The 25721-nt window shown below is 64.1% G+C and carries 39 protein-coding genes; 4 read left to right on the forward strand and 35 right to left on the reverse strand.

Annotated features, from left to right (window positions below):
- Positions 1–351 precede the first annotated feature (351 nt).
- Positions 352–570 carry a hypothetical protein gene (locus L3X40_RS03630; RefSeq protein ID WP_237364432.1) on the forward strand — a complete coding sequence of 73 codons (219 nt, stop codon included), beginning with the start codon at positions 352–354 and terminating at the stop codon, positions 568–570.
- A 118-nt stretch (positions 571–688) separates the two neighbouring features.
- On the opposite strand, the gene L3X40_RS03635 is transcribed toward L3X40_RS03630, so the two are convergent.
- On the reverse strand, positions 689–907 hold the full coding sequence (locus L3X40_RS03635; RefSeq protein ID WP_237364433.1) for a hypothetical protein: 219 nt from the start codon (positions 905–907) through the stop codon (positions 689–691).
- A gap of 589 nt (positions 908–1496) precedes the next feature.
- Here L3X40_RS03635 and L3X40_RS03640 point away from each other — a divergent pair.
- Positions 1497–1790, forward strand: coding sequence for a hypothetical protein (locus L3X40_RS03640; protein WP_237364434.1), 294 nt, complete (start codon positions 1497–1499; stop codon positions 1788–1790).
- A 12-nt stretch (positions 1791–1802) separates the two neighbouring features.
- On the opposite strand, the gene L3X40_RS03645 is transcribed toward L3X40_RS03640, so the two are convergent.
- Both L3X40_RS03645 and L3X40_RS03650 read right to left on the reverse strand, forming a co-directional pair.
- Positions 1803–2369: a hypothetical protein gene (locus L3X40_RS03645; protein ID WP_237364435.1), complete on the reverse strand. Its 567-nt coding sequence runs from the start codon at positions 2367–2369 to the stop codon at positions 1803–1805.
- A gap of 193 nt (positions 2370–2562) precedes the next feature.
- The gene (locus L3X40_RS03650) at positions 2563–3573 is read right to left on the reverse strand and encodes a DUF2493 domain-containing protein (RefSeq protein WP_237364436.1); all 1011 of its coding nucleotides are present in this window, start codon (positions 3571–3573) and stop codon (positions 2563–2565) included.
- A gap of 443 nt (positions 3574–4016) precedes the next feature.
- Here L3X40_RS03650 and L3X40_RS03655 point away from each other — a divergent pair, with 443 nt between their 5' ends.
- Complete coding sequence (locus L3X40_RS03655; protein ID WP_237364437.1) at positions 4017–4352, forward strand: hypothetical protein; 336 nt, start codon at positions 4017–4019, stop codon at positions 4350–4352.
- A 46-nt stretch (positions 4353–4398) separates the two neighbouring features.
- Here the strand turns inward: L3X40_RS03655 and L3X40_RS03660 are convergent, their stop codons facing one another.
- The 29 genes from L3X40_RS03660 to L3X40_RS03800 form a co-directional block, all read right to left on the reverse strand.
- Positions 4399–4947 (reverse strand): hypothetical protein, encoded by a 549-nt coding sequence (locus tag L3X40_RS03660; protein ID WP_237364438.1) that lies wholly within the window; start codon positions 4945–4947, stop codon positions 4399–4401.
- Positions 4948–5032: 85 nt separating this feature from the next.
- Positions 5033–5362 carry a hypothetical protein gene (locus L3X40_RS03665; RefSeq protein ID WP_237364439.1) on the reverse strand — a complete coding sequence of 110 codons (330 nt, stop codon included), beginning with the start codon at positions 5360–5362 and terminating at the stop codon, positions 5033–5035.
- A 50-nt stretch (positions 5363–5412) separates the two neighbouring features.
- On the reverse strand, positions 5413–5742 hold the full coding sequence (locus L3X40_RS03670) for a single-stranded DNA-binding protein (protein ID WP_237364440.1): 330 nt from the start codon (positions 5740–5742) through the stop codon (positions 5413–5415).
- 763 nt (positions 5743–6505) lie between these two features.
- Positions 6506–6895 (reverse strand): hypothetical protein, encoded by a 390-nt coding sequence (locus L3X40_RS03675; RefSeq protein WP_237364441.1) that lies wholly within the window; start codon positions 6893–6895, stop codon positions 6506–6508.
- On the reverse strand, positions 6879–7202 hold the full coding sequence (locus L3X40_RS03680) for a type II toxin-antitoxin system prevent-host-death family antitoxin (protein WP_237364442.1): 324 nt from the start codon (positions 7200–7202) through the stop codon (positions 6879–6881). The genes L3X40_RS03675 and L3X40_RS03680 overlap by 17 nt, the downstream gene beginning before the upstream one ends.
- Positions 7203–7551: 349 nt before the next feature.
- The gene (locus tag L3X40_RS03685) at positions 7552–8064 is read right to left on the reverse strand and encodes a DUF736 domain-containing protein (RefSeq protein ID WP_237364443.1); all 513 of its coding nucleotides are present in this window, start codon (positions 8062–8064) and stop codon (positions 7552–7554) included.
- 152 nt (positions 8065–8216) lie between these two features.
- A complete protein-coding gene (locus L3X40_RS03690; RefSeq protein ID WP_237364444.1) occupies positions 8217–9086 on the reverse strand; it encodes a hypothetical protein in 870 nt (289 codons plus the stop codon).
- Between the two features lie 166 nt (positions 9087–9252).
- On the reverse strand, positions 9253–9537 hold the full coding sequence (locus L3X40_RS03695) for a hypothetical protein (protein WP_237364445.1): 285 nt from the start codon (positions 9535–9537) through the stop codon (positions 9253–9255).
- 11 nt (positions 9538–9548) lie between these two features.
- Entirely contained in the window at positions 9549–10244 is a 696-nt protein-coding gene (locus L3X40_RS03700) for a hypothetical protein (RefSeq protein WP_237364446.1), read from the reverse strand.
- A 213-nt stretch (positions 10245–10457) separates the two neighbouring features.
- Positions 10458–10652, reverse strand: a complete 195-nt coding sequence (locus L3X40_RS03705; protein ID WP_237364447.1) for a hypothetical protein — start codon at positions 10650–10652, stop codon at positions 10458–10460.
- Positions 10653–10699: 47 nt separating this feature from the next.
- Positions 10700–11032, reverse strand: coding sequence for a DUF7673 family protein (locus L3X40_RS03710; protein ID WP_237364448.1), 333 nt, complete (start codon positions 11030–11032; stop codon positions 10700–10702).
- 26 nt (positions 11033–11058) lie between these two features.
- Entirely contained in the window at positions 11059–11496 is a 438-nt protein-coding gene (locus L3X40_RS03715; protein WP_237364449.1) for a hypothetical protein, read from the reverse strand.
- A gap of 5 nt (positions 11497–11501) precedes the next feature.
- Positions 11502–11759, reverse strand: a complete 258-nt coding sequence (locus tag L3X40_RS03720) for a hypothetical protein (protein WP_237364450.1) — start codon at positions 11757–11759, stop codon at positions 11502–11504.
- A 71-nt stretch (positions 11760–11830) separates the two neighbouring features.
- Positions 11831–12199, reverse strand: coding sequence for a DUF6915 family protein (locus L3X40_RS03725; RefSeq protein ID WP_237364451.1), 369 nt, complete (start codon positions 12197–12199; stop codon positions 11831–11833).
- A gap of 2 nt (positions 12200–12201) precedes the next feature.
- Complete coding sequence (locus tag L3X40_RS03730) at positions 12202–12675, reverse strand: DUF6878 family protein (RefSeq protein ID WP_237364452.1); 474 nt, start codon at positions 12673–12675, stop codon at positions 12202–12204.
- Complete coding sequence (locus L3X40_RS03735; protein WP_237364453.1) at positions 12672–13187, reverse strand: hypothetical protein; 516 nt, start codon at positions 13185–13187, stop codon at positions 12672–12674. Before L3X40_RS03735 ends, L3X40_RS03730 begins: the two co-directional genes overlap by 4 nt.
- A gap of 134 nt (positions 13188–13321) precedes the next feature.
- Positions 13322–13777 (reverse strand): DUF736 domain-containing protein, encoded by a 456-nt coding sequence (locus L3X40_RS03740; RefSeq protein ID WP_237364454.1) that lies wholly within the window; start codon positions 13775–13777, stop codon positions 13322–13324.
- A gap of 140 nt (positions 13778–13917) precedes the next feature.
- Positions 13918–14877: a CDF family Co(II)/Ni(II) efflux transporter DmeF gene (dmeF, locus tag L3X40_RS03745; RefSeq protein ID WP_237364455.1), complete on the reverse strand. Its 960-nt coding sequence runs from the start codon at positions 14875–14877 to the stop codon at positions 13918–13920.
- 108 nt (positions 14878–14985) lie between these two features.
- The gene (locus tag L3X40_RS03750) at positions 14986–15315 is read right to left on the reverse strand and encodes a hypothetical protein (protein WP_237364456.1); all 330 of its coding nucleotides are present in this window, start codon (positions 15313–15315) and stop codon (positions 14986–14988) included.
- Between the two features lie 250 nt (positions 15316–15565).
- Entirely contained in the window at positions 15566–17218 is a 1653-nt protein-coding gene (locus L3X40_RS03755; protein WP_237364457.1) for an ATP-binding protein, read from the reverse strand.
- Positions 17219–17309: 91 nt separating this feature from the next.
- Entirely contained in the window at positions 17310–17663 is a 354-nt protein-coding gene (locus L3X40_RS03760) for a DUF3768 domain-containing protein (RefSeq protein WP_237364458.1), read from the reverse strand.
- The gene (locus tag L3X40_RS03765) at positions 17660–18640 is read right to left on the reverse strand and encodes a hypothetical protein (RefSeq protein WP_237364459.1); all 981 of its coding nucleotides are present in this window, start codon (positions 18638–18640) and stop codon (positions 17660–17662) included. The genes L3X40_RS03760 and L3X40_RS03765 overlap by 4 nt, the downstream gene beginning before the upstream one ends.
- 85 nt (positions 18641–18725) lie before the next feature.
- Entirely contained in the window at positions 18726–19529 is an 804-nt protein-coding gene (locus L3X40_RS03770) for a Mom family adenine methylcarbamoylation protein (RefSeq protein WP_237364460.1), read from the reverse strand.
- Positions 19530–19620: 91 nt separating this feature from the next.
- Complete coding sequence (locus L3X40_RS03775; protein WP_237364461.1) at positions 19621–19896, reverse strand: hypothetical protein; 276 nt, start codon at positions 19894–19896, stop codon at positions 19621–19623.
- Between the two features lie 57 nt (positions 19897–19953).
- A complete protein-coding gene (locus L3X40_RS03780; protein WP_237364462.1) occupies positions 19954–20442 on the reverse strand; it encodes a hypothetical protein in 489 nt (162 codons plus the stop codon).
- The gene (locus L3X40_RS03785) at positions 20387–21781 is read right to left on the reverse strand and encodes a hypothetical protein (protein WP_237364463.1); all 1395 of its coding nucleotides are present in this window, start codon (positions 21779–21781) and stop codon (positions 20387–20389) included. Before L3X40_RS03785 ends, L3X40_RS03780 begins: the two co-directional genes overlap by 56 nt.
- On the reverse strand, positions 21778–22218 hold the full coding sequence (locus L3X40_RS03790) for a hypothetical protein (RefSeq protein WP_237364464.1): 441 nt from the start codon (positions 22216–22218) through the stop codon (positions 21778–21780). The genes L3X40_RS03785 and L3X40_RS03790 overlap by 4 nt, the downstream gene beginning before the upstream one ends.
- 24 nt (positions 22219–22242) lie before the next feature.
- Positions 22243–22887 (reverse strand): hypothetical protein, encoded by a 645-nt coding sequence (locus L3X40_RS03795; protein ID WP_237364465.1) that lies wholly within the window; start codon positions 22885–22887, stop codon positions 22243–22245.
- A 61-nt stretch (positions 22888–22948) separates the two neighbouring features.
- Entirely contained in the window at positions 22949–23983 is a 1035-nt protein-coding gene (locus L3X40_RS03800) for a deazapurine DNA modification protein DpdA family protein (protein WP_237364466.1), read from the reverse strand.
- Between the two features lie 28 nt (positions 23984–24011).
- Here L3X40_RS03800 and L3X40_RS03805 point away from each other — a divergent pair, with 28 nt between their 5' ends.
- On the forward strand, positions 24012–24506 hold the full coding sequence (locus L3X40_RS03805) for a hypothetical protein (RefSeq protein ID WP_237364467.1): 495 nt from the start codon (positions 24012–24014) through the stop codon (positions 24504–24506).
- A 47-nt stretch (positions 24507–24553) separates the two neighbouring features.
- On the opposite strand, the gene L3X40_RS03810 is transcribed toward L3X40_RS03805, so the two are convergent.
- The 3 genes from L3X40_RS03810 to L3X40_RS03820 are packed head-to-tail and all read right to left on the reverse strand — an operon-like array spanning position 24554 to position 25671.
- Positions 24554–25063, reverse strand: coding sequence for a thermonuclease family protein (locus tag L3X40_RS03810; RefSeq protein ID WP_237364468.1), 510 nt, complete (start codon positions 25061–25063; stop codon positions 24554–24556).
- The gene (locus L3X40_RS03815) at positions 25060–25266 is read right to left on the reverse strand and encodes a hypothetical protein (RefSeq protein ID WP_237364469.1); all 207 of its coding nucleotides are present in this window, start codon (positions 25264–25266) and stop codon (positions 25060–25062) included. The genes L3X40_RS03810 and L3X40_RS03815 overlap by 4 nt, the downstream gene beginning before the upstream one ends.
- A gap of 39 nt (positions 25267–25305) precedes the next feature.
- Entirely contained in the window at positions 25306–25671 is a 366-nt protein-coding gene (locus tag L3X40_RS03820; protein WP_445177147.1) for a DUF6927 domain-containing protein, read from the reverse strand.
- Positions 25672–25721 lie beyond the last annotated feature (50 nt).

The following is a 25721-nucleotide window of genomic DNA, read 5'->3' on the forward strand; positions in this document are numbered from 1 at the left end:
AGCCATTGGTTTATCATCAGAGTCCCTGCACCTCTGGTGCGTACGGTGTGCTACTCTGCACCAGGCTGAAGCCCAGTCCCCGGGACGTCTCGTGACGCGGCTGAGATGTATGGGAAAGCGCCTCCGGCGAGGCGCCCGGCCGTCCTTCGGACGGAATGTGTATGCAGCAAGCAATCTGCGTGGAGCTGTTCGGCACTGGTCGGGATCTTCCCCAACATGCGGCATGAACGCGTCATCGACATCGGTGCAGAAACGGCGATGCGGTTGTCGATCTTCTTCTTTCGAGATGGATACCAAGCGCCTATAGTGACCCGGTTCATAGCCCGATCAGCGTGAACCGAGAGGCCCATCATGGCACGCACATTGGAACAGGAAAGAATAGCGATAGAACAGGAAGCCCACCGGCTCGAAGAGCGGCGGCAGAAGCTGGAAGAAAGAGAGCGTGAACAGGCGATCCACGCCATCGACAAGACGGGCCTGCTCAAGCTCGACACCAAGCGGTTGAGCGGCCTTCTGGCCCGCATCCGGAGCCTTGGGATCGATGAAGTGGAAAAGCGCCTGACGGCATGAACAGCCCCCTGCCGCGACCTTGTGTCGCGGCTCGGACATGGGGGGTTCGATGCCCCCCATGTCCGTTTATCCTCCGAGCAAAAAAAGGGAGAGGCGATACCGCCCCTCCCAGTCGTTTCTAAAGCTCGTCAATGATGCCGCCCGGCACGCTGTAGACGATGCGGTCGATGATCCCCAGCGAGAGAGCGCCATAGTCGCCTTCGTCGATGGCGACGTAGCCCAGTTCGTCATCGGCTATGACGTGCTGGTCGAAGTAACTGCTCAGTGCCCGGCGCTCGGCGCAGGCGACAGCGGCGAAGTAGGCGGCGTTGTCGGCGGTGGCGGTGTTCGTCTGCATGATGTCCTCCTGACTGAATTGAAAAACAGGAGGTCGCGGGTCGGGCGGACGAGGTCGGGTCAAGGATCGCCGGCATCGCCGGCGACCGCGAAGCGGGCGATGGGGGTGCCGATTTTGTCGGGGTCGCCGTGGAGCGCAGCGGAGCGGCGGCGCCGGCAAAATTGGGGGAACCGTCGATCCTTGAGGCGGCCTCGTCCGGCTGACAGAATAGGAGGTCTGTGAGAGAGGGATGTTTCCTCAACGGTGCATCTTGGGGCTTCTCTGCTTGGAGCGGCAAGCGAGGGGTGGTCTCCGGGCGTATGCCGATTTGAATGGCCGTTGCTTGGTTGGCCCGTATGCCTGTGCTAGGTGCGTGGTTGCGCCGCGAAGGCTGTGGCGCCGGGACTGGTAATCCCGTCGAGAAAGGCAACTCGGTGTGAATTCACGCCGGGGTGCCTGCGCATATGTCCAGGTGCTTCGGCGCTAAAAGCGTAGGCGCATGTCTCGACATGTTACCAGCCCCGGCTCCCGCGCTGCGCGCGGGGGCCGAAGTGGGCGGATAACCCCCCGTTTACCATTGGCGGCTATCCAGGGTCGGGAGGTTAGGGACATGCGTAGGACCAAGAGCGGCCGTGCTGCCGGACCTGCCCTCACGGATGAGCTGCGTGCTGCGCTTCGCGGAGGGGATAAGAGCGCCGTCCTCGATGCGGATAGTGGCAACCCGCATGACCTACGAACGCTCGATGATCATGGCGTTCAGCGCGCGCTGGCGCTCGTGTTGATGCGCGATGCACTGGCGGTTCTTGAGCTGATCGACGAGCGCCCAAGTGCCTGCCATCTCCAGCTCGCGATCGACACACTGCTGGACCGCAGACCGCTGGAGCCGCCTTCCTGTATCCAGTAAATGCCGCCAGCTTCACGCCCATGCGAGCCGCGCTTCCTCGACCCCCTCCACGCTCGCCAGCAGCCGCTCGAGCCGGGGCAGATAATGCTCGACTCCGAGAGATGCCGCCCGGGGCGCGGTTGCTGGATCGGTAAGGCGTTCGCGCAGGAGATCGGCAGTGACTTCGCCGACGCTTTCTGCGTCGAGGCCGAGGGCTTCGAGCAGTGCATAGGCGTTGCCATAGGCAAGGTCGAGTTCGAGGCCGCAGTCCGATGTGAGCGCAACCCGCATCGTGATTTCGGCGGCTTGGGGGCAATGGCGGATCGACACGCGCCGTCCCCGGAACTGTGCTTCCTCGACCACGGCGATGACCGCCGGATCGTGATCGAACAGGCGCGTTACCGAAGCGAGTGCGAGGGGGCAGACCCGGGCTTCGAAGCAGTCGCCAAGCACCTCGTCCGGTTCGATCAGCGCCATACCGATGTGCTCGCCCTGGGCATGAAGATAGCGGCGCAGCGCCGCGAGTTGGCGCGCCGTTATGACCGCGACGGGCGGTTCGATTTCATCGGCGGGGATGGCGATGCGAAACAGGATGAACATGGCCTTGGTCTCCTCGGCTGGAATCCCCCTCTTCACCCCCTCTTTTCTTTGGGGTCCGGAAGCGCCCGCAAGGGATCACGCGTTCAGCGCTCGACCCGGCGGCGCGCGGGGGTTCGATACCCCCGTGCGCCGCGTCCTCAGACGAAAAGAGAAGAGAGGCCCCGGCAGATGCCGGAGCCTCTCGGAGCGCGGGTCAGTGCCCGCGAGCGGTGCGATTTTCGGAGCGCTGCGAAGCCGGGCGCAGCGACTGCTGATCCGACTTGACGACATGGAGCGGAACGCCGGCCTGACGGAGTTTCTGCGCGAGGTTCATCTGGATGCCCGAACCTTCGCAGATGACGGCTTCGACCGGCTTCAGGGCGAGCAGGCGATCGTTGCGCACGAAGGCAGCCTTCGCTCCGAGCTTGCGGTCCAGGCGGAACAGAATGACCTTGACGCCGCGCGATGCCGCCCATGCCTGCGCGATGGCATCGCAGCCTTTCGTCTGGGCGGTGGTCGCGAGGATCATCTCGGGGATGCGGGCCTTGATGGAGTCGAGGCCGCGCCACAGGAGCTGATCGTCTTCCCAGGCCTGACCGCCCGAGAAGGCGACGACGGGGCCTTCGGGGTTAAACTGCTCGCGGCGCTCGCGGGCCCTGCTGGCGAGATAGTCGCGGGCATCGATCATCGAGGCGGAGAGGCTGCTCGACACCCGGCTTCCCTTGACCGGCGAGAAGGGCTTTCCGGTCTCGACGCGATAGACTTCGCTCGCATGGTCGCGCATGCATTCAAGCGCTTCGCGGCATCCTTGCAGCGTCTGGCAAAGGAGCTGCGTCTCTTCGAGATCGGTGGCGTAATTCTCCGACGGATCGAAGGTGCGGGCGAGATCGCCGAGGCGCTTGGCCGCGTCATCTTCATAGCCTTCGACACGCTTGGCGACGGTGTGGAAGCTGTGCGCGAAGCCCCAGGCAAGATCGGCGGCATAGCGTTCCATGCGCGTGTCGCGCAGCACGTCGAACATCGTCTGCAGCATCATCTCGACGGCGGCGCGGACCTGCTCGGGATCGGGCATGTCGATGCTTTCGGGCTCGTCGACGATGCTCATCTTCGCCATCTCCTCATATTCGATGAAAGCATCTGCATAGGTCGCAACCTGCGCCTCATTGCCGCGGCTGGCGGCGACGAAGCTGGCGAGATCGGCGAAGTTCGTGAAAGACTTGGACATTGGAGCCTCCGTGGGTGTGACGTGTCTCATCCATTCGATGAGGCTTGCCTCTGGGGGTGCGGTGGTCGAGGCAGTCAGGGACGCGGGCCGCAGGACCGCGCCGCGCAGCGGGGGGTGGGGGAACCGATTTTCGCGGATCCGGAATGGAGCGCAGCGCAATGGAGGGTTCGTGAAAATTGGGGGGACCGCTCATCCTTGACGGCCGACAATCCCCGCACACCAGAATAGGAAGTCAGAGAGAGTTATATTATTGGGATACAACGGTTCGTCCGGGCGCCCCCGCAAGGGGATCGTTACCTGGAAGGCGGAGACCCGCAGGGGCTCCGGGAGCGGAACGCGACTAGAGCCCCGGTCCCGGCTGCGCCGGGATGCGCCAGATAGTCATGAACCCCGTGCCGTCCGGCGGTATCGATTTTTCAAAGGGCGCCCCTAAAAGAGGCCTCATGCACGGCGGCGCGAAGACATATCCCGGTGATGTCGCAACCGCGGATCAGATCCAGCGGCTTGCCGACGAGTATCGCGGGGCCGCCCATGATCTGGCGAAAAGAGCGGAGCTTGCGGCATCGACAGGCTTGCGCCTGCGAAAGCGAACGCTGCTTCATCTGAACGATCTCAGCCATAGCCGCGAATATCTCGTGACCCGCTATGGCGCTGAGCTCGCGGGATCGTGGACGCAGCTCAACCGTTTGATGGCGACCCTCGATGAGATCGCCACGAAGGTTGCTCTGGCGCTGGCATTGAAATCAGCAATGAGCGCTGCCGCAGCCAAAACAGGATAGCCGCTGTTGCCCCGCTGGGATGACCGTTGTCATGGCCCGGCGAAGGTCAAAGCGGCTGGATCCAGTCTGCGGCTTCGCGCCATCCGATGATGTCGGCCCCGCTGTCCGTGACAGCGTCGTTCGACATATCGCGCCACGGCGAGCGCGGCCGGTAGGTCGGCATGTAGCGCGCGGTGATGAGTTCGAAGGTCGCGCCGCTATAGCCGCTCAGCCGGATGGCGAGAACCGGCTGGTTCTCAGGTGGCAGGGCGGTAAAGATCGAGGCGAAGCCCGCGGGTATCGGAAACAGCGTCGCATCGATCATGGCGCGGCCGAGGCGCTCTTCAAGCTCACCGGCTTCCGCGCCCCAGGGATGGGCGTCTATGTCCAATGTGTCGGCCTCGCCGGTCGCAGGAACGAAGGAGAACTCACCCGACCAGCAGCGGCTGCCGGGATTGAGCGCGGCGATCTCGGCGGCGAGGCCGGGATCGCCGGTCTTCCGTCGCAGCCAGTTGGCGAGGGCCGGCGTGAGCCGGCCCGACAATCTGCGGGCGCGCGCAGGTGTCGCGTCGAGTTCGAGGAACTCGACAAGCCACCAATTGGCGCGATGGTGCATGACGATGCCGTAGCAATGATGCGGGGGCGGGTGAGGGATGGGCTCGCGATCATGAGCGATTGCCTTGACGGATGGTGATGACGGGTCAGTGGACCGACCCGTCATGTGGGAGGATGGTTTCGGGGTTGATGAGCTGGTGCTCGATGGCGACCAGCGACCAGGCTGCGGCGAGTTCGTCGAAATATTCGCAGTCGACGATCGTGTCGGCACTGGCTTCGCCGAACTGGGCTTCCTCCCATGCGCGGGTGTGGGCGGCATCCGCGGCCTCGGTGACGGCATCGGCGAGGCGCGCAGAGATCTCGTAGCGGTTGAGGCTGTCGGCGGCCCGGCGGATGCGGGCGACCATGCAGGGGTTGATGGCTTCGATCCCGTGGCTGACCCCGGCGATCTCGTCGAAATTCGAGATGTTGAACATGTGCGGTCTCCGAAAATGAAGAGGGCGGCCCGCAGGCCGCCCATCAGGGGTCAGATGAATTCGATCTCTTCGGCGACGATGTCGGTGTTGTAGTAGGTGCGGCCGTCGCGCTCGTTGCGGCTGTACCGGATCTCGCCGGTGACGATCAGGCGGTCGCCCTTCTTCTTGTGGTTCGCGACCGACTTGCCGAGGCCGTTGAAGGCCTTGACCTGATGGAACTCGTCGTAGGTTTCGGTGTAGCCGTTGTCGTCCTTCTGGACCTGGCCATCCTTGATCACCGGCTTGCTGGTGACGAGGGTGAAGCTGACGCCGCCCTTGCTGTCGGTGCCGAAGCGGGTGATGTCCGACGTGATGCGGCCCGAGAGAAAAACCTTGTTCATGTTCGCTTGCCTTTTCGATTCCGCCAGCGGGCCGATCCCGCTGGGATGAAATCTCGCCAGAGCCCGTGAAACAGGGGCGGCCGCACCCGAGCGGGCCGTGCGCAGCGCGGCCAGGGAGGGGGAACCCCAATTTTTCGAGTGGTGCGGGCGGAGGCCGTAGGCCGACAACACGGTCGGAAAATTGCGGGTTGCGGGCGCCCCGCACGGGCGTAGCGTTCATCCCGACAAGCGGGTGGCCGGATGGCATGGAGCGCAGAGGCGCGCAGCGAACGACGGATGAGTCTCTCGCGCCTGGCCTTTACCGCCGGGCACTTGCATGGCTTCGGCGGCGGGGTGGATTCAGTCGGTCTCCACGGGGGGGGCCGGTTACCGGGGCGGCGTGGGAAATGACAACGGCGATGCAGCGCCGGCGGCGAAAGCCACGCCAGGGCCTTACGGCTGGGCTTGGTCTACCAGGCTGTGAAAGGCGGCCACCTGCTGCCGGCGATCAACGCCGAAACAGCAATGCGTGCATGCGCACTGCCGGATATGACCTGGCCGAGAGCACGGAAACGAATGTGATGAGCCGGTGCTCGGGCACTGCGGACGGCGCGGTGCATTCGTTCACCAGAGAGCACCAGCCAGTACGGAATTCGACGAGAGCGGGACCGCTGTGATGATCGGGTCGGCCTGGCCTGTGGCGGCCGTTCGCGGCCAGTGCCTCTGGACTTTCTCCTGTTGGCACGGTGCTATGCGCGTCGACCAAAGGTGTATCCAGGAAGCGTCAATCCCGGTTAATGCCCTTGGCGTGGGCGGTCAGCGCAGAAAGAATGGTATTTGTGAAGCCCGGCGGCATGCGTCCCGCGACATAGGAGGGCTCGGCCGTCACAGGCCTGATATCGTAACCGAGCCAGGTAAAGTGGTTGTACTGGTCGATGACAATCGAAGTGCCACGGGCAAGGCCAGCACGATCGGCGACGACATCGGGGATTGCCAGGGTCTTGCCCGCCTTGTCGTTTTTTGTCGTGATGGCGAGCGTGAAGACGCGTTGCCCTTGGACCGCCACCACCATGACTGGGCGTGTCTTGATACCCTCCTCACGTCCCGCCTGCTGTTCGTGGGTGAAGAGATAGACATAGTGGAGGATGTCGCCGACCTTAGGAAGCGGCGTCATCGTTCCAGCGATCCGCCGCGATTTCCTCTGGGGTCGGACGGGAGGCCTCGAAGAGGCCGATATGCTCCTCGCTCATGTCGGCGGTATCGACGGCGACCAGATCGAGTACCGCGAGAATCTGTCCGGCCGCGATCCGCTCAATCCGCTCGAAATAGGAGGCGTCGGCGATCGTAAGGTCTGGACGGCCATGCTTGGTGATGGTGACAGGCGTCCGCCGGCCGAGATCGAGATACTGGCCGGTATGGTTGTGGAAGGCTGTAAGCGGCACCTTCTTCTTGGCCGCGGGGATGAGGGATTCGGCGCTCATGACAATCTCTTCGATCTGCTGTTATTGCCAGAATAGCGAAAATGGGAATTTTTGCAAGAATGGGAAGTTCTGAGCTCAAGAGTGCGAAGAAGCCGCCCGGCGCTTGCGCTACGATCCGCCAAGAATGAGGGATCGACGGGGATCACCTGCGATGCCGTCCTCAGTCACGGTTGTCTTGGGGCGGACGCAGCGAACGACCAAAGGCTCGGACAAGGCTGCGGCAGCCCTTCGCGCGACGGCGGTCTCCCGCCAGGGAAAATGAAAACAGGGCCCGCTTCGCCGGGGGAGCGAAGCGAGCCCTGCAACCCCGCGCCGGGGGCTCATGGCGCGGGGTCAGGCGTGGTCCGGACTATTCGGCCGGTTCGGGCGTGCGCTGTTTGCGCTGGCGGCGGCCGCTCTCCTGGGGTTCCTCGCCGAAGCCATGTTCGGCGGAGGATTGTCCGAGGCCGGCCTCGGCGGGCTGGGCCGGGGCATCGCCTTCGCCCGGCAGCGGCGGCAGACCGTCGTCGGCCTTGGGCGCCATCTCCGCCGACAGGTCGCGGCGGCGCGTCGGGCGCGACCACACGACATTGTACGACCCGTCCTCCTGGGCGAACGCCGAGATGTACAGCGGCGCGGCCAGACTCGGATCCTCGATCTTGCCGTTGAGGAACGCCTCGCCCGTCCCGTTCGAGAACAGCTCGAACAGCGCTCCCACCTGCACCCACGCACGCGACGCCGACAGCGCCAGCACCTCGAATTTCGGCGCCTTCGGATTCGCCGACTGCACGCTGCGCAGCGCAATCACCATCGCAATGGTCAGCGTCGCGATCTTGCCGACATAAATACCCGCATCATTCTGCTTGATCGTACCGATGTTCATGGGAAAGTCTCCTGGATGATGGTCTCGAACCCTTCGTCCGAACCACCTTCCACTCTCCCCCTCCCCTCCTCGGCCGTTCGGCCGAGCAGGCGCGTAAGCGCCACATCCGAGGCCCGCTTGCGCGGCCTCGGAAACGCTATGGACGTCGAGCGTCAGACCTCGAGATAGCAATCGTGCGCAAGGACGAACGCTCCGGCGACCGACTCCCCCTCGCAGAGATCGCGGGGCTCGCGCGATCCCGCCCAGATCGGGCGGGGCAGATGGTCGCCCATGGCAAATCGCCAGCGGGTCAGATCGTTGGCGGCCTCCAGGAAGAATCCCGAGGCCGTCGTCTCGAAGCGGGCGACGGTCGCGCGTTCGGCTGCGAAATCGGGCAGATCGAGGATTTGCGCATGCCCGGCGTAGCGATGATCCCAAGGCGGAAAATCGCCGATCTGATCGGGATGAACGCCGATGATGCGGCAATCGATGTCGACCTCGAGCGAGAAGAAGTCGGGAGCGGGCAAGATATCCTCGCGGGTCAGCCAGATCCATCCGTCCGAGCCCTTGAGCGGCAGCACCATCCAGGAGCCGCCATTGAGCTGCCAGCCCGACAGGCCGACACCGCCCTGCCCGTAGCTGCCCAGAATATCCGGTGAGCGTCCGGTCGATGGGCCATGTTCCCGGCATCGAGCCGATGATCGAGTCGCCGTGCATGGCGCTGAACGATCCTTGCGCCAGTATGCCCGACAGCCTCGGTGTACGCCCGTGCTGGACGGCCGCACCCGGGAGATCGAGAACACGCCGTGCCTTGTCGAGCGGGTCTTCGTCGCCAATCGTCGCGACGTCGAGCACGAAGAAAAGCGATCCGCATCGCGGCCGCGACGTTCGTGGGCAGTCGAGCCCCAGTCGTACGGCATGCCGGGTACGCGACTGGTCGCCGCGCGGCGACGGCGCGCTTCGGCCGCGCCACTCGATGTGACGGCGCTCGTACCAGCTTTGGGAGAGAAGCCAGCTTCGTGCCCGTTCTTCGGTATCGGCATCGGAATGTGCCAGGATCGCCTCGGGCACGCTCGCATCGAGGGTGACGCGGAAAATCGGCATGGAGATTTCCTTTGAAGCAGGCGTCTCAGGCCGTGCCGGGCCGACAGCGCGGCTGCGCCGTTGGTGGGCTGGGTGTGGCGCCTCGCCACGGAGGCGGTGGCGACGTCAGGCGTAGTGAGGCCGCACCTCGGGAAAGGCCGGCGGTGCCGTCCACTCATAGACGATGGCGGTGTAGCGACCGCCGTCATAGAGGACGGAGTCGACGGGGCGGCGATGCCGCTGCAGCCGGTCGAGGAGACGATTGGCCCGATCGGCGAGTGTCCGCGCGCGATCCTCCGTCGGCGCCAAGGCCAGCAGGCGGACGAGTTCGCCGGTATCGAACCACCACCCGCCCTCTTCACCACCTCCGTAGGCGCGATCGATTTCGTAAAGCGCGATAATGTAGCGCATATGCGACCTCCTCAGGAAAGCGGTTCCGGCATGGCCAGCCATTCCGGCTGGTCATGCGCGATCGGCAAATCGTGCTGGTCGGCTGCAGCCTCGGAGAACACGGTGGCCTTTTCGAGTGAGCCAAAGCCTGTATCGGTGTTCCAGAAGAGCAGGCCTTCATCGACATCGCGGGTTGTCAGAACCAGGCCATGGGGGGCGTCGCCGGCGGTACGTGCGAGCGCACGCTCGAGCAGTCTGGCCGACCCTCCGAACTCCACCTCATCCTCACGGACGAGGACATAGCCGCCTCCGAATTCTCCAGGCCGGAGGCGATCGCAGTCGAGCGCATATTCGAAGCCGAAGGGCAGCGCGGATCTGGCTACGGCATGAATGAGGGCCGCAGCCGCCTCGATGTCGACCTGGTCGCCACGTAGCCAGACTTGGCATTCACCGCTCCCGTCGGACGGATCCACTTGGAGGGAAAAGCCGAGACGCGGATAGTCGGGATCGCTGAAGATCGCGAGGAAACCGCTAAAGACCTCGGCCTCGGTTGGCGGGAAGCAGGCCGCGAAACCCTCTCCGAGGCTGCGATACCGTGCCTCCCGCTCCGCGCGCTCCAGACCGGGATCGCCGGTGATCTCGATCGCCTCGTGAACGCGGCGCAGAACCTCGGCCTCGGCGTCGGTGACGATGAGTAGAAAGCTCGCTTTGACGAAATGGTTTGCCATGCTGGTTCCTCGCTGGGAGACGGCGGCACTGGGAATGCCGGTCACGGGCCTCGGAGACCTTCTCCGGACCCAATGCCTCCTTCCCCCTCGTCTTTCCGGCCATGGCCAAAGGACGCACGAGACGTCACGAACCGACCGCAATCGTCCGTCGACAGGCGTTCAACTGATCAGGGGCACGCGCAACGCGCGCGGCGAGGAAATGCCGCGGAAATACTATGCCGGACGTCGACGGCGCCTCGGACCGGCATGGTCGGCCGAAACCTCGAGATCGACGGCAAGCTGGGTGAGCGTGCGATGCGCGCCAAGACGCTGCAGCCCATCCATCCGCGAATCGCGCTTGAGATTGGCAATCCGTGACCGCACAAGCGAAGCGGCAACGCGCAATGTGTGGGGGTCAAGCTCCGTCATGCAGGCGACTATACGGCATAGCGAGAGGCGAGACGAGAGGCTCGCGATCAGTCGGATGATGCGATCGCGGCCTCGGGGGCGGTCGGCGCTCGCCAGCGCGCGATGATGTTCTGCATCTCGTCACGATAGCCGAACGCATCCATATAGACCGCGCCGGAATGTTGGCCCAGATAACCGATCACCGTTCCGATATCGGCGGCAATCTCGAGATCGAGACCGAACAGGTCGGCAATCTCGAAGTGACCGAGATCGGGGCCGTTCCACCATGCCATCAGAAAGTTTGCGGCGCGGCGGGCCTGGCCGGTGTCCGAACGCGCGAGATCGATGAGGCGATTGATCGCGGCCTCGGTACTGGCTCTGTCGATGGGCAGGACATTCATGGACCATGTTCTCCCTTTATGTGCGATCATTCCGTTCTGTTGATCTGTCCGACCCGCTGGCGATCATAGGCCGCCAGCCATTTGGTGCGAACGCGATCATAGAGTGCTGCCGACAGCAAACCATAATCGACCCGTCCGGTTTCGTCTCCAGCTATCGGCCGGAGATCCGGTCCGGGCCACGAGAAGCGGTTCGCCTCGCTGAGGATGATCCAGGACCGTTCTCCGTCGAGACCGAGCCGCACCTTTGTGCTGGGCGGAATCTCGACAGCCAGCGCCTCGTCCTCCGGAGGCGTGTGCGTGACGGGAAGGACAGTGACGACGTCGCGGCCATCGCGCGTCGTTGTCGTCAGAAGCACCGCGCAAGGACGATCCTTGCTGCCCTCCTCGGCACCTGCCGCGGCTTCATGGCTCCAGAGAAACGCGTAACGAAGAACGAGACCCGGAACCGGCTTGGGTAGATTCATGGATCTCAGTGCACTTCGTCATCGAAGGCAGAAGCCTCCTTGGGCGCTCGCGCCGCGGCGACAGCAGCGCGGTCCTCATCGGTGAAATCGGCAAGGCCAAGCACCTGGCGGTCACGGCGCTTGAGCCGCTGGAACTCGGCGTGCGACAGGAGCACAAGGCTTGCGACGCCATGATGGGTGATGGTGAGGGGCTCCTGCAGGGCCTGACGGCTGAAACGTCCGAAGGCCTTCGACACCTCGACGGAACTGGCGCTTTGAGTCATAATCAATCTCCTATCCGTAAAGTACGGATTTTTCGGAGAGATTGCAAGCTGTCTGTGCATGGCTGGCCCCCTCACAATGCCAGATTCAGGGTCGGATCCAGTCCGGGCGAGCCGGCGGGATTGCCGCGCAGCGTCCATGGCGCGGGCTGGATCAGCCTGGCCCAATCGGCGAAGGATGGAATCCGGCCGAGATCCTCGACGACGTGCTGTTCGCCGATGAGCCGGACCGGTACGTCGCGACCGTCGCTGTTGCGAACGACGACACCAAAGATAACCTCGAGCAGGAATATCCCCTCGGCATGATGGCGCAGCGCCCGGTGGCGCGGGTCAGCGATGATCTTCTTCGACTCGTCGAACCATTGGTGGAGCGCGATATAGTCCTCGGCTTTGCCGCCCCAGCGCCGAACCGAACTCAGAGCGTGATAATGGCAGTGTGACATCGCTAGAGCTCGGGCTCGGTCGTGTCGTAGTCGATGAACCGTTCGTTGTGGGTCAGGGTGACAGCCCCTGTCGCGACATCGATCATGATCGTTCCGTGAGCGCCTTCGCCATTCTCCCAACCATAATGATGGTCGCACACCGCATTTTCGGCGAAGGCGCTGAGCGCGTCTTCCAACTGCATGGGGCGACTTTCAATCTCGCCGTTGAATTCGACGCTATAATGGTCGCACAATATGGCGGGCAGCTCGGCTGCTTGCTCATCGGCAAAGGCGACAACATCGCCAACCATGCCCTCATCCCCGCTCCCGTCATAGTGGATCTCGACGCGGGTAATGCCGTGCCCGATCAACAGCGGCAGGAACGCGGCCTTGCAGCGCGCTTCCACATCGCGAACCGATGCCCGATGCGCCGCAATTTCGGCTTTGATCCGGGCCTCGGTAGCGACGTGATCGGCTGTCGGATTTTCGGTGTTCATGTTGATATCTCCTGAAGGAGGGCGCGCGCGGCCTCGGCGCTGCGCGGATAGGCAGCGGCGAGATTGCGGTGGAGGATCTCGAAGTCGGGGATCGCGAACCGACCGGAGGCAGCGGGCCGTGTGGCAATGAGCGCACCCGTGACGATATCATCGATGTGATCCCGTTCAATGACGGGAACAGAGCCGTCATCATAACGGACCGGCGGCACGAAACCGGCTTCGATCCAGCTGCCGAGTCCGTCTTCGACGGCGGCGATATAGGCTGCGGCGAGTTCACGCCGGGCGACGATCCCATCGACCCTAAGCCCGAGCGTGCGGTAGATGCCAAAGTCGTGGCGGTTAGTGATCGAGACGAGGGCGCAACCTTCAGGGGGCGGCCCGAACCGGGCGATGATTGCCGCGCGATAGACGGCGACTTCGAGGCGATTGAGCCGCTCGAAATCGGGGCTGTGGCCGAGTTGCGCACAATCTTCATTGGCGGGCGCGCCGCCCAGATCGATGATGTCGGACATGGTTCTCCTCCAATGTCGGTGAGACACATCCTCGATCCCCCTCCCCTCGCCGGCCATACGGCCGGCAAGACGAGAAAAGGTCCCCGCTCCGCGGAGGAGCGAGGACCTAGGCGGGATAGCGACTTAGGTGAACGTTAGCTGGCGAATGCGTGTTCGGCGGAGGATTGTCCGAGGCCGGCCTCGGCGGGCTGGGCCGGGGCATCGCCTTCGCCCGGCAGCGGCGGCAGACCCTCGTCGGCCTTGGGCGCCATCTCCGCCGACAGGTCGCGGCGGCGCGTCGGGCGCGACCACACGACATTGTACGACCCGTCCTCCTGGGCGAACGCCGAGATGTACAGCGGCGCGGCCAGACTCGGATCCTCGATCTTGCCGTTGAGGAACGCCTCGCCCGTCCCGTTCGAGAACAGCTCGAACAGCGCTCCCACCTGCACCCACGCACGCGACGCCGACAGCGCCAGCACCTCGAATTTCGGCGCCTTCGGATTCGCCGACTGCACGCTGCGCAGCGCAATCACCATCGCAATGGTCAGCGTCGCGATCTTGCCGACATAAATACCCGCATCATTCTGCTTGATCGTACCGATGTTCATGGGAAAGTCTCCTGGATGATGGTCTCGAACCCTTCGTCCGAACCACCTTCCACTCTCCCCCTCCCCTCCTCGGCCGTTCGGCCGAGCAGGCGCGTAAGCGCCACATCCGAGGCCCGCTCCTTCGGCGGCGACGGAGTCGTTCAAGCAGCGCGCAGCCGTGGTGCGTGGTGGCCTTCGCACCGGTGGGATTCCACCGTCACATGGACCAACTCCTCATGGACAGTGATACGATCGGCATAGGCTCTTGGCGAAAGTGGATCGGCGGCAATCAACGAGACGATCGAGGCGTAGCGTCCGGGACCGACCCGCCAGACATGAAGGTCAGTGATACGGGCATCGCCGTCCTCGATCGCCTCGCGGATCTCGGCTTCGAGCCCGGGATTGAGGGAAGCGTCGACCAGCACCGCTCCGGTGTCGCGCAGCAGCCCCCAGGACCAGCGCGCTATCACGGTCGCACCGACGATGCCTATCGCCGCGTCCATCCAGGCCCAGCCGAGGAATCGTCCAGCGAGCAGCGCAGCGATCGCAAGCACCGAGGTCAGCGCATCGGCAAGGACATGGAAATAGGCTGAACGAAGATTATTGTCGTGATGGCCACCATGCTCGTGATCGTGGTGATGATCATGCCCGTGATGGTCATGATGGCCGTCCGCGAGCAGCCAGGCGCTTACGAGATTGACGACCAGGCCAAGCCCCGCGATCCAAAGCGCCTCGGTGTAAGCGACCGTCTTCGGCGTAAGCAGCCGCCAGAAGGACTCGATGCCGATGCCGAACGCGATCATCGCCAGTACCAGCGCGCTCGCGAACCCGGCGAGATCGCCGACCTTGCCGGTTCCAAAAACGAAGCGCCGGTCATGGGCATGCCGCCGGGCGAAAGCATAGGCCATCGCCGCGACGCCAAGCGCGCCGGCGTGCGTCGCCATGTGCATGCCATCGGCGAGCAGGGCCATTGAGCCCGTGATCCAACCGGCGACGATCTCGACCAGCATCATCGCTGCTGTCAGCGCGACGACCCAGCGAGTGCGCCGCTCATGCGCATCATGACTGTCGCCAAGGAAGGCGTGGCTGTGGATGTAGCTGGCGGCGGTTTCAACGTGCATAGCGGTTCTCTCGATGGCGACTGGCGACAAATATAAGACAAGCGGAGCAGATCGTCTGCCCATCTTCGCCGCATCGGCGGCGGCGAGTTCGTCTCTGGTCGTCGCGTGCTACTGGATCGAGCCGAATATCTGTCGCTTGGCTTCCACCTGGTGGACGCCGTCCCTGATCCCGACGCTCGCGCGCAAGTCGGCCTCGAGCGCCTCGGCAAGGTCGCCGGGGATTTCGGCATGAGGCGCAACGACCGCGATTGCCGCTGCGGCGGTGAGGATCTCACCGGGTTCGGTGCCGACCCAGATCGTGGCTTCGCCTTCCTCCGGCTCGGCCTCGGTGCGGATGAAGACCTGCGCGAAGAAAGTCTGCAGCGGCCGGTCCCAGCCCACGACCGCCTTGATGACGCAGGGCATATCCGCCTTGGGCTTCAGCTCATATCGACTCATTATACACTCCTGCGAATTCGGTGATCGAGATGGCGTGCCGCACCTTCCGCACTACGCAGCGCTCGTCGAACGGCAGCAGTCGCGCGAGGCGCGCCGCTCTGACTGAGGAGGTTACGCGCTGCGCGCAAATGATCAATCGCGGCGGCCACTGTCTCGCGATCGGCTGCGGTGGCCGCTCTGATGGGTCGCATGGCACGATCTCCCTGGGATTTTGATTTTGAGAACATGGGCGGAGCGCCGGCGAAGGGGATCAACCCGCCGGCAACGGCTCGATCCGGACGTCGATGGCATCGCGTCCGATCACGGCCATGAACTGGCGACCCTCGGGCACGAACCATTGGGCGCGATAAGCGAGAATAGCGCGAAGCCGCTCGATCAGCGCAGCGTCGTCCCCCAGCAGCAGCCGCGTCGTCATTTCCTGGGCATCGAGCAGGAAGCGGTCGTGTTGGGTGTCCCAGCTGTCGGCGTCGCGGTCGTCGCTGGAACAGAAGCAGACACCTTCGAGCAGGTGGACCAATTCGGAGGGCGTGACGGCTTCCGTCGAGGCTAGCAGGATATTGGCCTCCTCGAAGGTGCAGCACAGCCCGTCGTCATATTCGATCGCTACGGGCGCAAAGATGACGACGGTTTCGGCTGTCGGGCCGGAGATTTCGAGGATCAGGTCGAGCCGGTCGACCGGGCCACTCTCGAGACCGGGGAAGTCGGCCGTGCCGAGCGCGAAGGTCTCACCATCCTTGACGACCTCGAACCGAAGACCGGTTACGCGCGCCAGACGGTCATACCAGGCATAACCCGACATCGTGTCATCGGGGGTGGCGAGGCGCCCGTCGAAGCGGCCGTCCTTGGCAAGGGCGAAGTCGGCACACTGCTCAAGGGCCGAGCCGAAATGATCGACGAGCAGGAGATTGTCGCCTGACAGGGGACCGCTCCGAACCGCATCGCTATTATAGTCCGCTCGGGATGGTGCCCAGGCCGCCAGTTCGGGCCGGGCCTCAGGGAGCACGATGCCCAGATCTTCGGCCTCGCGCCATTGCTCATAGGGCAGGCGATGGCTGCCAAGTGACTGGATGTGGCGATAGATGGTCCGACGGACGGTCGTCCGCAGTTCCACGAGCGACTGGTTTTCGACCATCTCCTTGCGCGCCGGGAGGACGAGTTGCAAATCGGGGGCATCGACAATGTCGACCCGTACCCACCAGTTCCGATCTTTTTCGCCGACCGAGGGTAGCGGGCAGATGACGGTTACGCCATGGAAATTGACGCTCGGGCTGAAGCGGGTGGCTCGATAGTCGTTGAAGAGACCGATCCTGACGCCGTCTCGTTCGACGATCGTGTCGGCACCCTCCAGCCAGTCCTGCCGTTTCAGTAGCGTGCCATTGAGCCGGACCGGAAGCGGGCAATAGCGCGCGGCGTTCTGCGCCGCAGCGTCCAGGGCCTTGGCCCATTGCTCGTCGAGGGGCACGCGGAACTGCGTGCCGAAGGGATGGGAGCAGGACGTCACGGAAATGGGAGTGCCGGATTCCCAATCGTCCGATCCGATCTCGATGCGCCAGCCCTCGCCTGTCGTACGAGCGCATGAGCGCACTTCGACCTGCCGCCCGGCAAGGCTGAAGACGCCCATGCCGGCGGGGTCTTCGCGCCGAGAGACCATGTCGTCCCATCCCGACCGGCCGAGCGCCAGGATCACCGAAGGATCCTCGATGCCGGCGCCGTCGTCGGAGACGGTCAGGTAAGGCATGCCGCCGGCCTCGGTGACACAGAGATCGACGACCGTCGCTCCTGCCCGGCGCGCATTCTGGATCAGCTCGGAGAGGACGTCGCCGAGCGTGTTGTTGAAGAGGCGCGTGACCTTGGTGACCGCGGCCGGATCGACCTGGCTGCGGATAATGGCGGGGATGGACATCGGAAACTCCTAGCTGGGAGCGGACTTGCTCTCCGCCTCCAGCCCCCCTTCCCTTTTGCCGGACCGACCGGGCGCATCCGGAAACTCCTGGTCAGTAATCCTCAGCCAACATGATCGTGAGAACTCGGCGGGTGATCGACGCATCGGCGGGATCCTCCGATCCGAATTCGAGGTCGAGATCGTAATAATCGATCTTGAAGAGAACCCGTTGGTCATGAAGTTCGAAGGCCCCGAAATCCCGTCCCGGGCCGTCGCCCGGCTTGAAACTGTAGCGCCGGACCGCCGCCAGCAGTTCGGCCTGGGTAACGACTCCGCGGACGGCATCGCCGTCGCCTGCGAGGCGGGCGAGGCAGGTCCGGGTAACGACGATGCGGGCATGCGGATCGAAGCCCTGACGGCAGCGGTCATTGAGCCGCGCAATCTGTTCGACAATTGGGGTTGTCATACTGCCTCCGTGAGACCGGCGTTGAACGTAGCGAGCCACTCCGACATCGCCGGGCGGTCGGGCAGCGGCACATGGGCGGCGGCGTCCTGAAACCGGATCAGATCTGCGGGGGCATCGCGGATGATCGCATCGATGTCGGCGGGCGGGAGCAGCTGCTCGGCCCGGATGAAGTCCGTCATCCGGCCGGGCCGCGTGCGTGTCGAGCGGCGCCAAAGCCCCTCGACGGTCCTGAGGCGCGGTGCCGCCCGAGCCTCGACCAGAACGATCAACCGAAGGCACCAGACTGGCAGCGCGCGAACCTCGTCGGGCTTCATCGCCCCGCAGATGAAGCAGCTCGATTTTGGTGGGACCGGGAGACCGGCCGCTTCGATGCGGGCAATGCATGCGGCGCGGTCCCAGCCCCATTTGCGCAAAGGATAGCGGCATTCGAACAAGTCGTTCGCGATGCTCGATGCGTGTTCATAGCGCCGCGTATCCGCCGGCGATGCGTCATAGCCGATGAGGCGGACAACCTTCTGGCCGCGTGCCCATGCGCGTTTGGCAGGCGCCCATTCCTTCAGGAACGCGTCCTGTGGGGCGATCTTCCATTTGAGCGAGCAGGAGTGGCGGCCAAGGGAGATACTGGGCAGTGTCGCATTGGTGAGGACATTGGACAGCAGGTCGAAATAGGGCGGCCAGTGCTTGAAGCGTCGCGGCGTGTACCGCACGGTCTCGTAGGGAATGCCCCTTGCGGCCATCCAAGCCGACATCATTTCCTGATAAACATAGGTCTCCGGCTTCTCGACGCCCGTGTCGGCGGTCAGGACAAGGTCCGGCGGGCATCCCCGGCTTTCCAGTTCGACGAGAAGCGCCGTGCTGTCGACGCCGATGCCATAAGCGAGCACGACGGGCTGCGGCTCGGTTACGCGAATATAATCGGGAACGCGGTTGCGTGGACCTGTGATCTCGGCCTGCCGCGCGGGGGCGATGTTCAACATGGGAGGCAATCCAGCTACTTGAGCGCGTCACGGCTCGACCGCCCGATCCCTCTCCCCTCTTGCCGCGGCGCAAGGCCGCGACGGCTCAGGACCCGAACAACGGCAGCATCGGGTCTGAGGCCGGCAGCAGCTTGGGATAAGGCAGTCTGGGGAGGCACCTCCCGCGCCGGCGCGCGGCGCGCGTCAGTTCGAAGCAGTAGGTGAAAAGGCCCGGGTGACGATGGCGCTCGAGGAACTGTTCGCGCTGAAGTCGCTGCAACCACTCAGCGGGGAGTTCATGCCGCGCCGGTGGTGGCATGCCAAGGTGGACGAGCTGGTCGATCGCCCCGTCCATGCCGCACTCGCCCAATCGGATCTTCGAGAGAGTCCTGTCCGAAATGGTCCGCGCCCCGGCCCGCAAAACCGTGCGCGGCCGCGTGACGCCGCGATGAGCGCCCGAAAGCGCGGCATAGACGCGCCCGATGTGACCGGCCTCGGGATCGCTGTAGGAGACGACGGCCTCGATCGCTGGTCGGGCGGTGCGCAGCAGGCGAAAGGCACGGCTGCAAAAGAAGCTCTCTCCATTCTGCGGGACGCTATCAAGCAGGATGAGGCGAGCGAGAACCGATCCCTTCGACGGATCGGCGAACCCGGTGTGCCGGGTAATCACTGCGTTGGTTACGGGAACGGCAAAGACCGCGACGCCCTCCAAAACGGCGCGACGTCCGAAGAGTCCCACCGCAAGCTGCGCGGCAGGGTAGTTCGGCAGATAATGGTGCCGGGCGACGAAGGCCTTGGCAACGGCATGATCGATGACGTCGATGCCATAGGCATAGGGGTCGATGACGCTGAAATCGGTCGCCCACTGAGCGCGCCGATCCCGCCACCGCTGACTGCGGGTGGTTTGCATGATTCAGGTCTCGAAGGGGATGTCTGTGCGTGGCGGCGGTCAGTCGAAATGCTTGGCTCGGCCGATACGCGCGCTGCTAAAAACGGGAGGGCTACCGGGACGAGCGGACCGGCTTGTAGTCGGGGTCATAGGTGCGAGAGCGCAGGAAATCGGGATCGCCGGACTCATCGACCAGATAGCCGGTCACTTCCTCCGCATAATCAGCGTCAACGACCGCGACAGCAGCCGGGATCAGCCGGACCGCAAAGCCATCGTTGAATAATAGACCGTCCGCCATCTTCATCGCATCTTCATGGTTTTCGGCCCGAACGGCCACCTTGACGCGGACGGTCGCATAGACGTGAACATAGTGGGTCCGATCGCCCATGACGGTCTCCATGGAAAGACAGAGGGTTTTGCGGCGTCGTGGAATGGGTGAGCCCGATCAGGCGCCCTCGGTTGCCGACGGCGCCAGGACTTCGAGAAAGGCGGTCTCAACCAGCTCCGTCTTTTGTGTACGTTCGCGGGCAGTCATATCGAGGCGGACATAAAAGCCGGCGAAGTGCGAGCGGACGATGATGCCCTCGCGGTTGGCGTAGCGGTCCCCGCCGATGCGCTGTCGCCGGCGGATTCGGACACGCGCGCCAATACAGGGGGCTGGAACGGCGGATGAATCGGACGTCCGGGGTCCGTTGTCCTCGACCAGTTCATCACCGCAGTCGTTGAAGAAGGTGCCGTCATTTCCGACGGCGACAAGCTCTTGGTGAATGGTGTCCGGCGGCACCCGGGCCGAGGCCGTGATCGCGAATGTTCCGACCATGTCACCAAAATCCATTTTCTCGCCGATCCGCGCGAGGCTCATCGTCGACAGGCGATCGTCATCTGTTTCCTGCATCAGCAGAGTGACAGAGATTTGCACTTTCCGAATGTTCATGGCTGTTTCTCCTTCCGATAGGCACCGGATGCGTCTCATGCGGTACCAGGCGGGTCGCGCCACCGAAGGCGCGCAGTCTGGCAGCCATCGTTCTGCGCAGATGGGCGCGGTTGGTGATTACAGTTTCCCAGGCCAGGGGCTCGCCCCGTGCGGAGACGAAGCCATCAGCTGGCTCACCATTGGCCGTCTCGACGATGATGCGGTGCCCACGGGTCGGCAGCTTGCCGACATAGCGGGCGGTGAATTCGCCGAGACGGCCAGTCAGTCCTTTCACGGCCTTGCCCCAGCGGATGTGGCCGGCGCCCACCGTCTCGCCGGCTGTCAGGCCACGATCGAGCCAGGTGCGAAAGTGAGCGCGTTGCTGAAGCACAGTGTTGCGTGTCCGCTCCATCGTCCGGCAGAGCGGAAGAGCGGCGGCATGCGCGTCGAGCAGAGACAGATAGTCGCCCTGCGCGGCGATCAGGATGTCGTCGAAGTCGCGTGTGCCGAAAAGAGCCCGCAATCTGTTCTCGTGCGTGTCGTCGGCCGCGCGCCGGCTGAGGGCTTCGACCCCAACCAGTGGAACAATCTCACAGCCGCGCCCGTCGAACTCATGGAAGCCCCTTCCCGAGATCACGATGACGGTGGCCTCTTCATGCCCCGGACAAGCTTGGAGAGCCGGAAGGAGCACCGCGGCCTCGGCAGGACCGGCGGTGGGATCTGTGAGCAGTCCAGTTTCCGGTGCACCGAAGATGAGCAGGCGGCGGTTCCAGCGCGCCGGTCGCGGCATATCCGAGGGTTTAGGCCATTCGCTGGGCCGCGGCCGCCCCGAGACAGTGACCGCCGGCAGCGGAGCGGAGGACCCGGCAATGAGGGCCCGGCGCGCCGTGTCGAACAGATCGTCGCGATTTCCGCCGCCATCGCGAAAACCCTGGTCATAGGCCTGCGCCGAAAGCGATGGGGGGTCGGACCTGCGCACTTCTGGATCCCAGCCGGCGTGGGCCGCGTACCAGCCAGCGGCATATCGTACCGCCCGGTCCCAGTCATAGCCATGGAGGTCGCGGGCGCGGATGATGGCGCGGTCGCGATCGTCCCCTCCCCCGTCGGCGAGCCGTGTCGCGGTGAAGGCGAAGTTCCGTGCCTGACGCTGCTGCTCCACTGTACGCGACATGGATTCCATCACGGGCCGGAGTGCGATTACCCGTTCTCGCATTCGTGCCAGCCGGTCGTCGGGTGTGGCATCTGCGGGCAGATCGGGAAAACGGCGCCAGGCGTCAGCGAGGAAGACCGCGTGCTCGGGCCGGCGACCATGGGCGATCCATGCTTCGGCGTCGGCCGGGTCGAAAGGCTCGGACATCATCGCTCTCCTGCAATACGCAAGCCGAGGACCTCAGCAGTAAGGGTCGGCAGATGGTCCGAGAGAAGGGAGTACCGACCCGACAGATTGTTGACCCTGGCGAAGACCGTCGCATTGGGCGGCGCGCTCGGCACATGCAGCCGAAAGGGCACGGTCCGTTCGGCCATTTCCGGGAAGGCCGAGCCGAGAAGCAAGCCGCCGAGACGGTCCGCGACTCCATCGACGAGGGTTCCGAATCGATGCTTTTCAACACCTGGCGGTGCCTCAAGATGGCTCATCGGCGCGATCACATCCGTGAGCCGGGCAAGAAAGCCCGCGCCCAGGCCAAAATCGGAGCGCATCGAAATGAGACTCTGCCGCTCGGAAGAAATCTCCGTGAAGGGGACATAGAGGCGGTATGAATAGCTTGGCTCCTGCGCGTCGATTCTGACGCGGGACATAAGGATCTGCATGGCCGCCGCCCTCTATGCGACCAGGCGCGGAGAAACGGATGCCGGCGCTGGAAGGCGGAGTTCGCGCCGTATCCGCGCGGCAAACCGATCGGGTTCGACGAGTTCGCGGATGGGCGCCCAGAGGTTGCGATCACCGACGTGGTCGTCGCGGCCGCGGACCTTGCGGAAGCACACTTCCCGGTCGGGTCCGAAGAGGCCAAGTGAGAGTTGGACCCACAGATTCTCTCCGTGAAGCGTCACCTCGCCGGATACTGCGGGGCCACCCTTGTTGGACCGGATGTCGAATGTACCAATTTCGAGCGCGAGCGCGTCTGCGAGGCGCCGCATCGCGGTGCGCCCTTCCGAGTGGAACAAGCGCTTGGCGGTGTCGTCGTAAGAGACGCCGCGATAGGCCAGCGTCTTGAGCATTGGCCGGCTCCGAAGATCCGCGATCCGTTCCATGCAGTTGCGCCGAAGATCGGCATCGGGCGAGCGATCCGCGCAGACCACGCCGAGATGCCTTGCCAGGAGGATCACGGCCGGATCGGTCTCGAAATCGATGCCGGCGTTCCGGCAATCGGTGATGGCGGCCCTGATTGCGTGCAGTGTCGTGCCAATGGTGATCAGCGCACTCGGATCCAATGCCTGCTGGTAGCGAATTGCGAGGTCGTAGCTCATGGGGTTCTCCGGCTCTCGAGCGGCTCACCCGCTCGCTCACCCGGTCCCCCTCCCCTTTTTGTCAGCCTTCGCGCTGTGCGCGGTAGATATCGGCGGCCCACTGCTCGACCCAGAGCGCCGTCACCTCATCATGGTCGAGATCGCCGGATTCGATGAGATCGCGCATCTCGCGACGGGCCTGCGCAATCGCGGCCTCCCACGGATTATCCGGTTCGAGCGCCGGCAGGACCATTGGCTGAAATGGCAAGCGGCGGGTCGGTTGACGCAAGCGGGCGCGCTGTACGCCCAGCCAGTGCGCCATGTGGTCCGCCACGAATGCGTCGGACTTTGACCGGCGTTGCCGGTATGCAGCGGCGCGCGCGCTCACGCCATAAGCCTGGCTGTCTATCGAAGCAACGCGGTGCCTATAGGCATTGAGATAGGGAATGGCGTCGCCCTTGACGCCGAAGAGATGGAGCCGCGTGCGCGGCGGTAGGGCGCGGTCAAGATGGTCCACGACCGCGACCAGCCCCTCCGGTCCATGGATGGCACGCCGGCACATGCTGCCGACGCCGACCAGCTTTGCGTGGTCGATCGTGAACGACAATGCGTCGGCACAGCGTTCATAGTCGGAGGGCGCTCGGCCCTGTATGACGGGCATGAAGGTGCGGTCGATACCTCGATCCGCAGCACGCAAACGGCATTCAATGTTGGCGCGGACCGTTCGGGAAATCCGGTCGAGGACCTCCTCGCGATCCGCCGCGACCTGATGCTCGACGCAATAGTCGAGGCTCGCCCACCAGCGGAATGGAAAGGCCGCAGCCAGACGGATATAGTCGTCCACCGTCCACGGGTAGCCGCTATAGGTAACCATGGCCGAGAATCCGGCGCTGTCGAGACTGAGGCTGTGGAGTTCGCGTGCGTTATCGAGTCGGTCCGTCGCCCAACCCATCCATTGGCGCCACCCACGGCGCTTGGACCAGCGCGAGAGCGCATTGGCCGAGATCAGGACCGGCTGCTGCATCTCTCGAGCGCGGCGCAGGAGCGCGCCATCGGAAAGGTGCGGCAATCCTACCATCACTGTGATCGACGCGGGATTGACCCCATGAATGTTCATGGTACGTTCCTTACAAGGGAGATTCTCGATGACCAGCCATGCCGCCCGCTATCTCGAACCATTCGATCTCGACGTGACGCTGCGCGACGCTGCGCTGGACGAGCAGAACCGTCCGACACGGCGTATGCTGGCCAATGCGGCGATCGGCATGCATGTCGAAGATGCTTATTATTCGGTCCGCGAACTGCGTGAGGCGGTGAGCTGGACTCACGAAGGGGAGATCGGCGGAAAGCGCAAGCTGGCGGCCATTTTGAGCAACCCCAATGGCGATGATTTCCAGCGCTGCATCTATTTCAGTCTCGCGGGCCGCAGCATTGTCGAGATGCTCGACGATCTGATGTGGCTCGAAGATATCCTCGAAGCGCGCGGCCGGATCGCCGGCCAGATCCATCGTCAAAAGATCCGGCCGCTTCCCCTTGTCGCGCCCTATGTCGCCGACGAACCGGACGGGCCGGTCGTCGCAGCAACCGAGGATTTTCGGCAGGGCAGGTCCTGGTGGGCCGACCCCGATCTTCAAGCCTGAAATCGGGGGTGGTTGCGACTGGCCGGACGTCCGATCTGCGTGAGAGATTATCGCTCGCAGCTCAGGCGGCCCCCTCGTCGCCACTGGGCCGGTTCTATCCAGCGTCCGGCAAACGCACCTGTCTTTGACTGCTGGGCCTCGGTGAGGGCCTGACTATATCGTGCGGCGCGCGCGTGATTGGATTTCAGGAAATGGAGCTGAGGAATAGCAAGTCCTGCCCGAATCATAGTCTCTCCCAGATCATGGCCGTTGACGGTGACCGTCGCGACCGGCCGGCCATAGCTGGATCGCGTCGAAAGCTGAATTTCAGCGTCCGCATCGCGCAGCATCCGTGAGGCGAGGTCCTGCGCCGCCTTGCCGCACTGCCAGCATGAGCCCGCCCTCTCGCAGAGCTGCCCCCGTTCGAACGCATCGACGCCGAACAGACGGAAGTCGACCGCCATGGTGTCGCCGTCCAGCGCCCTGGCGGTGGCGCTGAAGGACGTTTCCTCATGCGCCGCGCCACTTGGGGCACAAGCGGCCAACCCGAGCACCAGGACGGCAATCAACCGCGTCAAGCGACCATCTCCATGACGATTTGGCCTCGAGAAGACGGGTCGATCGAGACGCGAAATGGCTGCAACGGATCGTCGGTATGAAGGACGCTGACCTTCTTCGAATGATGGTCGAAAATCCGCCCGGCGACGCGTACGGCATTCTCCCGGCTGCAGAGCTTTTGGCGTTTGGGAGACAGGCCGAGCCTGTCGATTGCGTTCGTCATGACCATGTCCACTTCATCGCAGGATATACAGATCAAGGCTCAGGCGAAGATTGTCTTGTGAATCTTGGTCACAGGAACGATCGACCAGGCCCGCTCCATGAGCCGGCTGACCCGGTAGAGGCCGCCGGTTTCAGGATCACGCAGGACCATACGCCGGCCGCGCTTGCTGACGATGAATTCCTGCGCGACATGCCCATCGGTGAACTTGATCGGCTCGGGAAGCCGGATCCGGTCGCCGTCGGAAAGCTTGCGGGCACGGCGGGCGACATTGGCGCGGCAGCGCTGGCGCCACTCGATCGCATGCTGGTTCTCGGTTGACGTGAGGAGGTCGAGAATGCGCGCCGGACACTCGGCCTCGCAAGGCCCCATGGTCTCGTCCAGTCGGGTAGGATTGGTGCTGCTCATGGAGTCAGCCCTGATCCCCCCGCCGAACCGCACGTGCAGCTTTCACCGCA

The organism is Rhizorhapis sp. SPR117 (assembly GCF_021742065.1).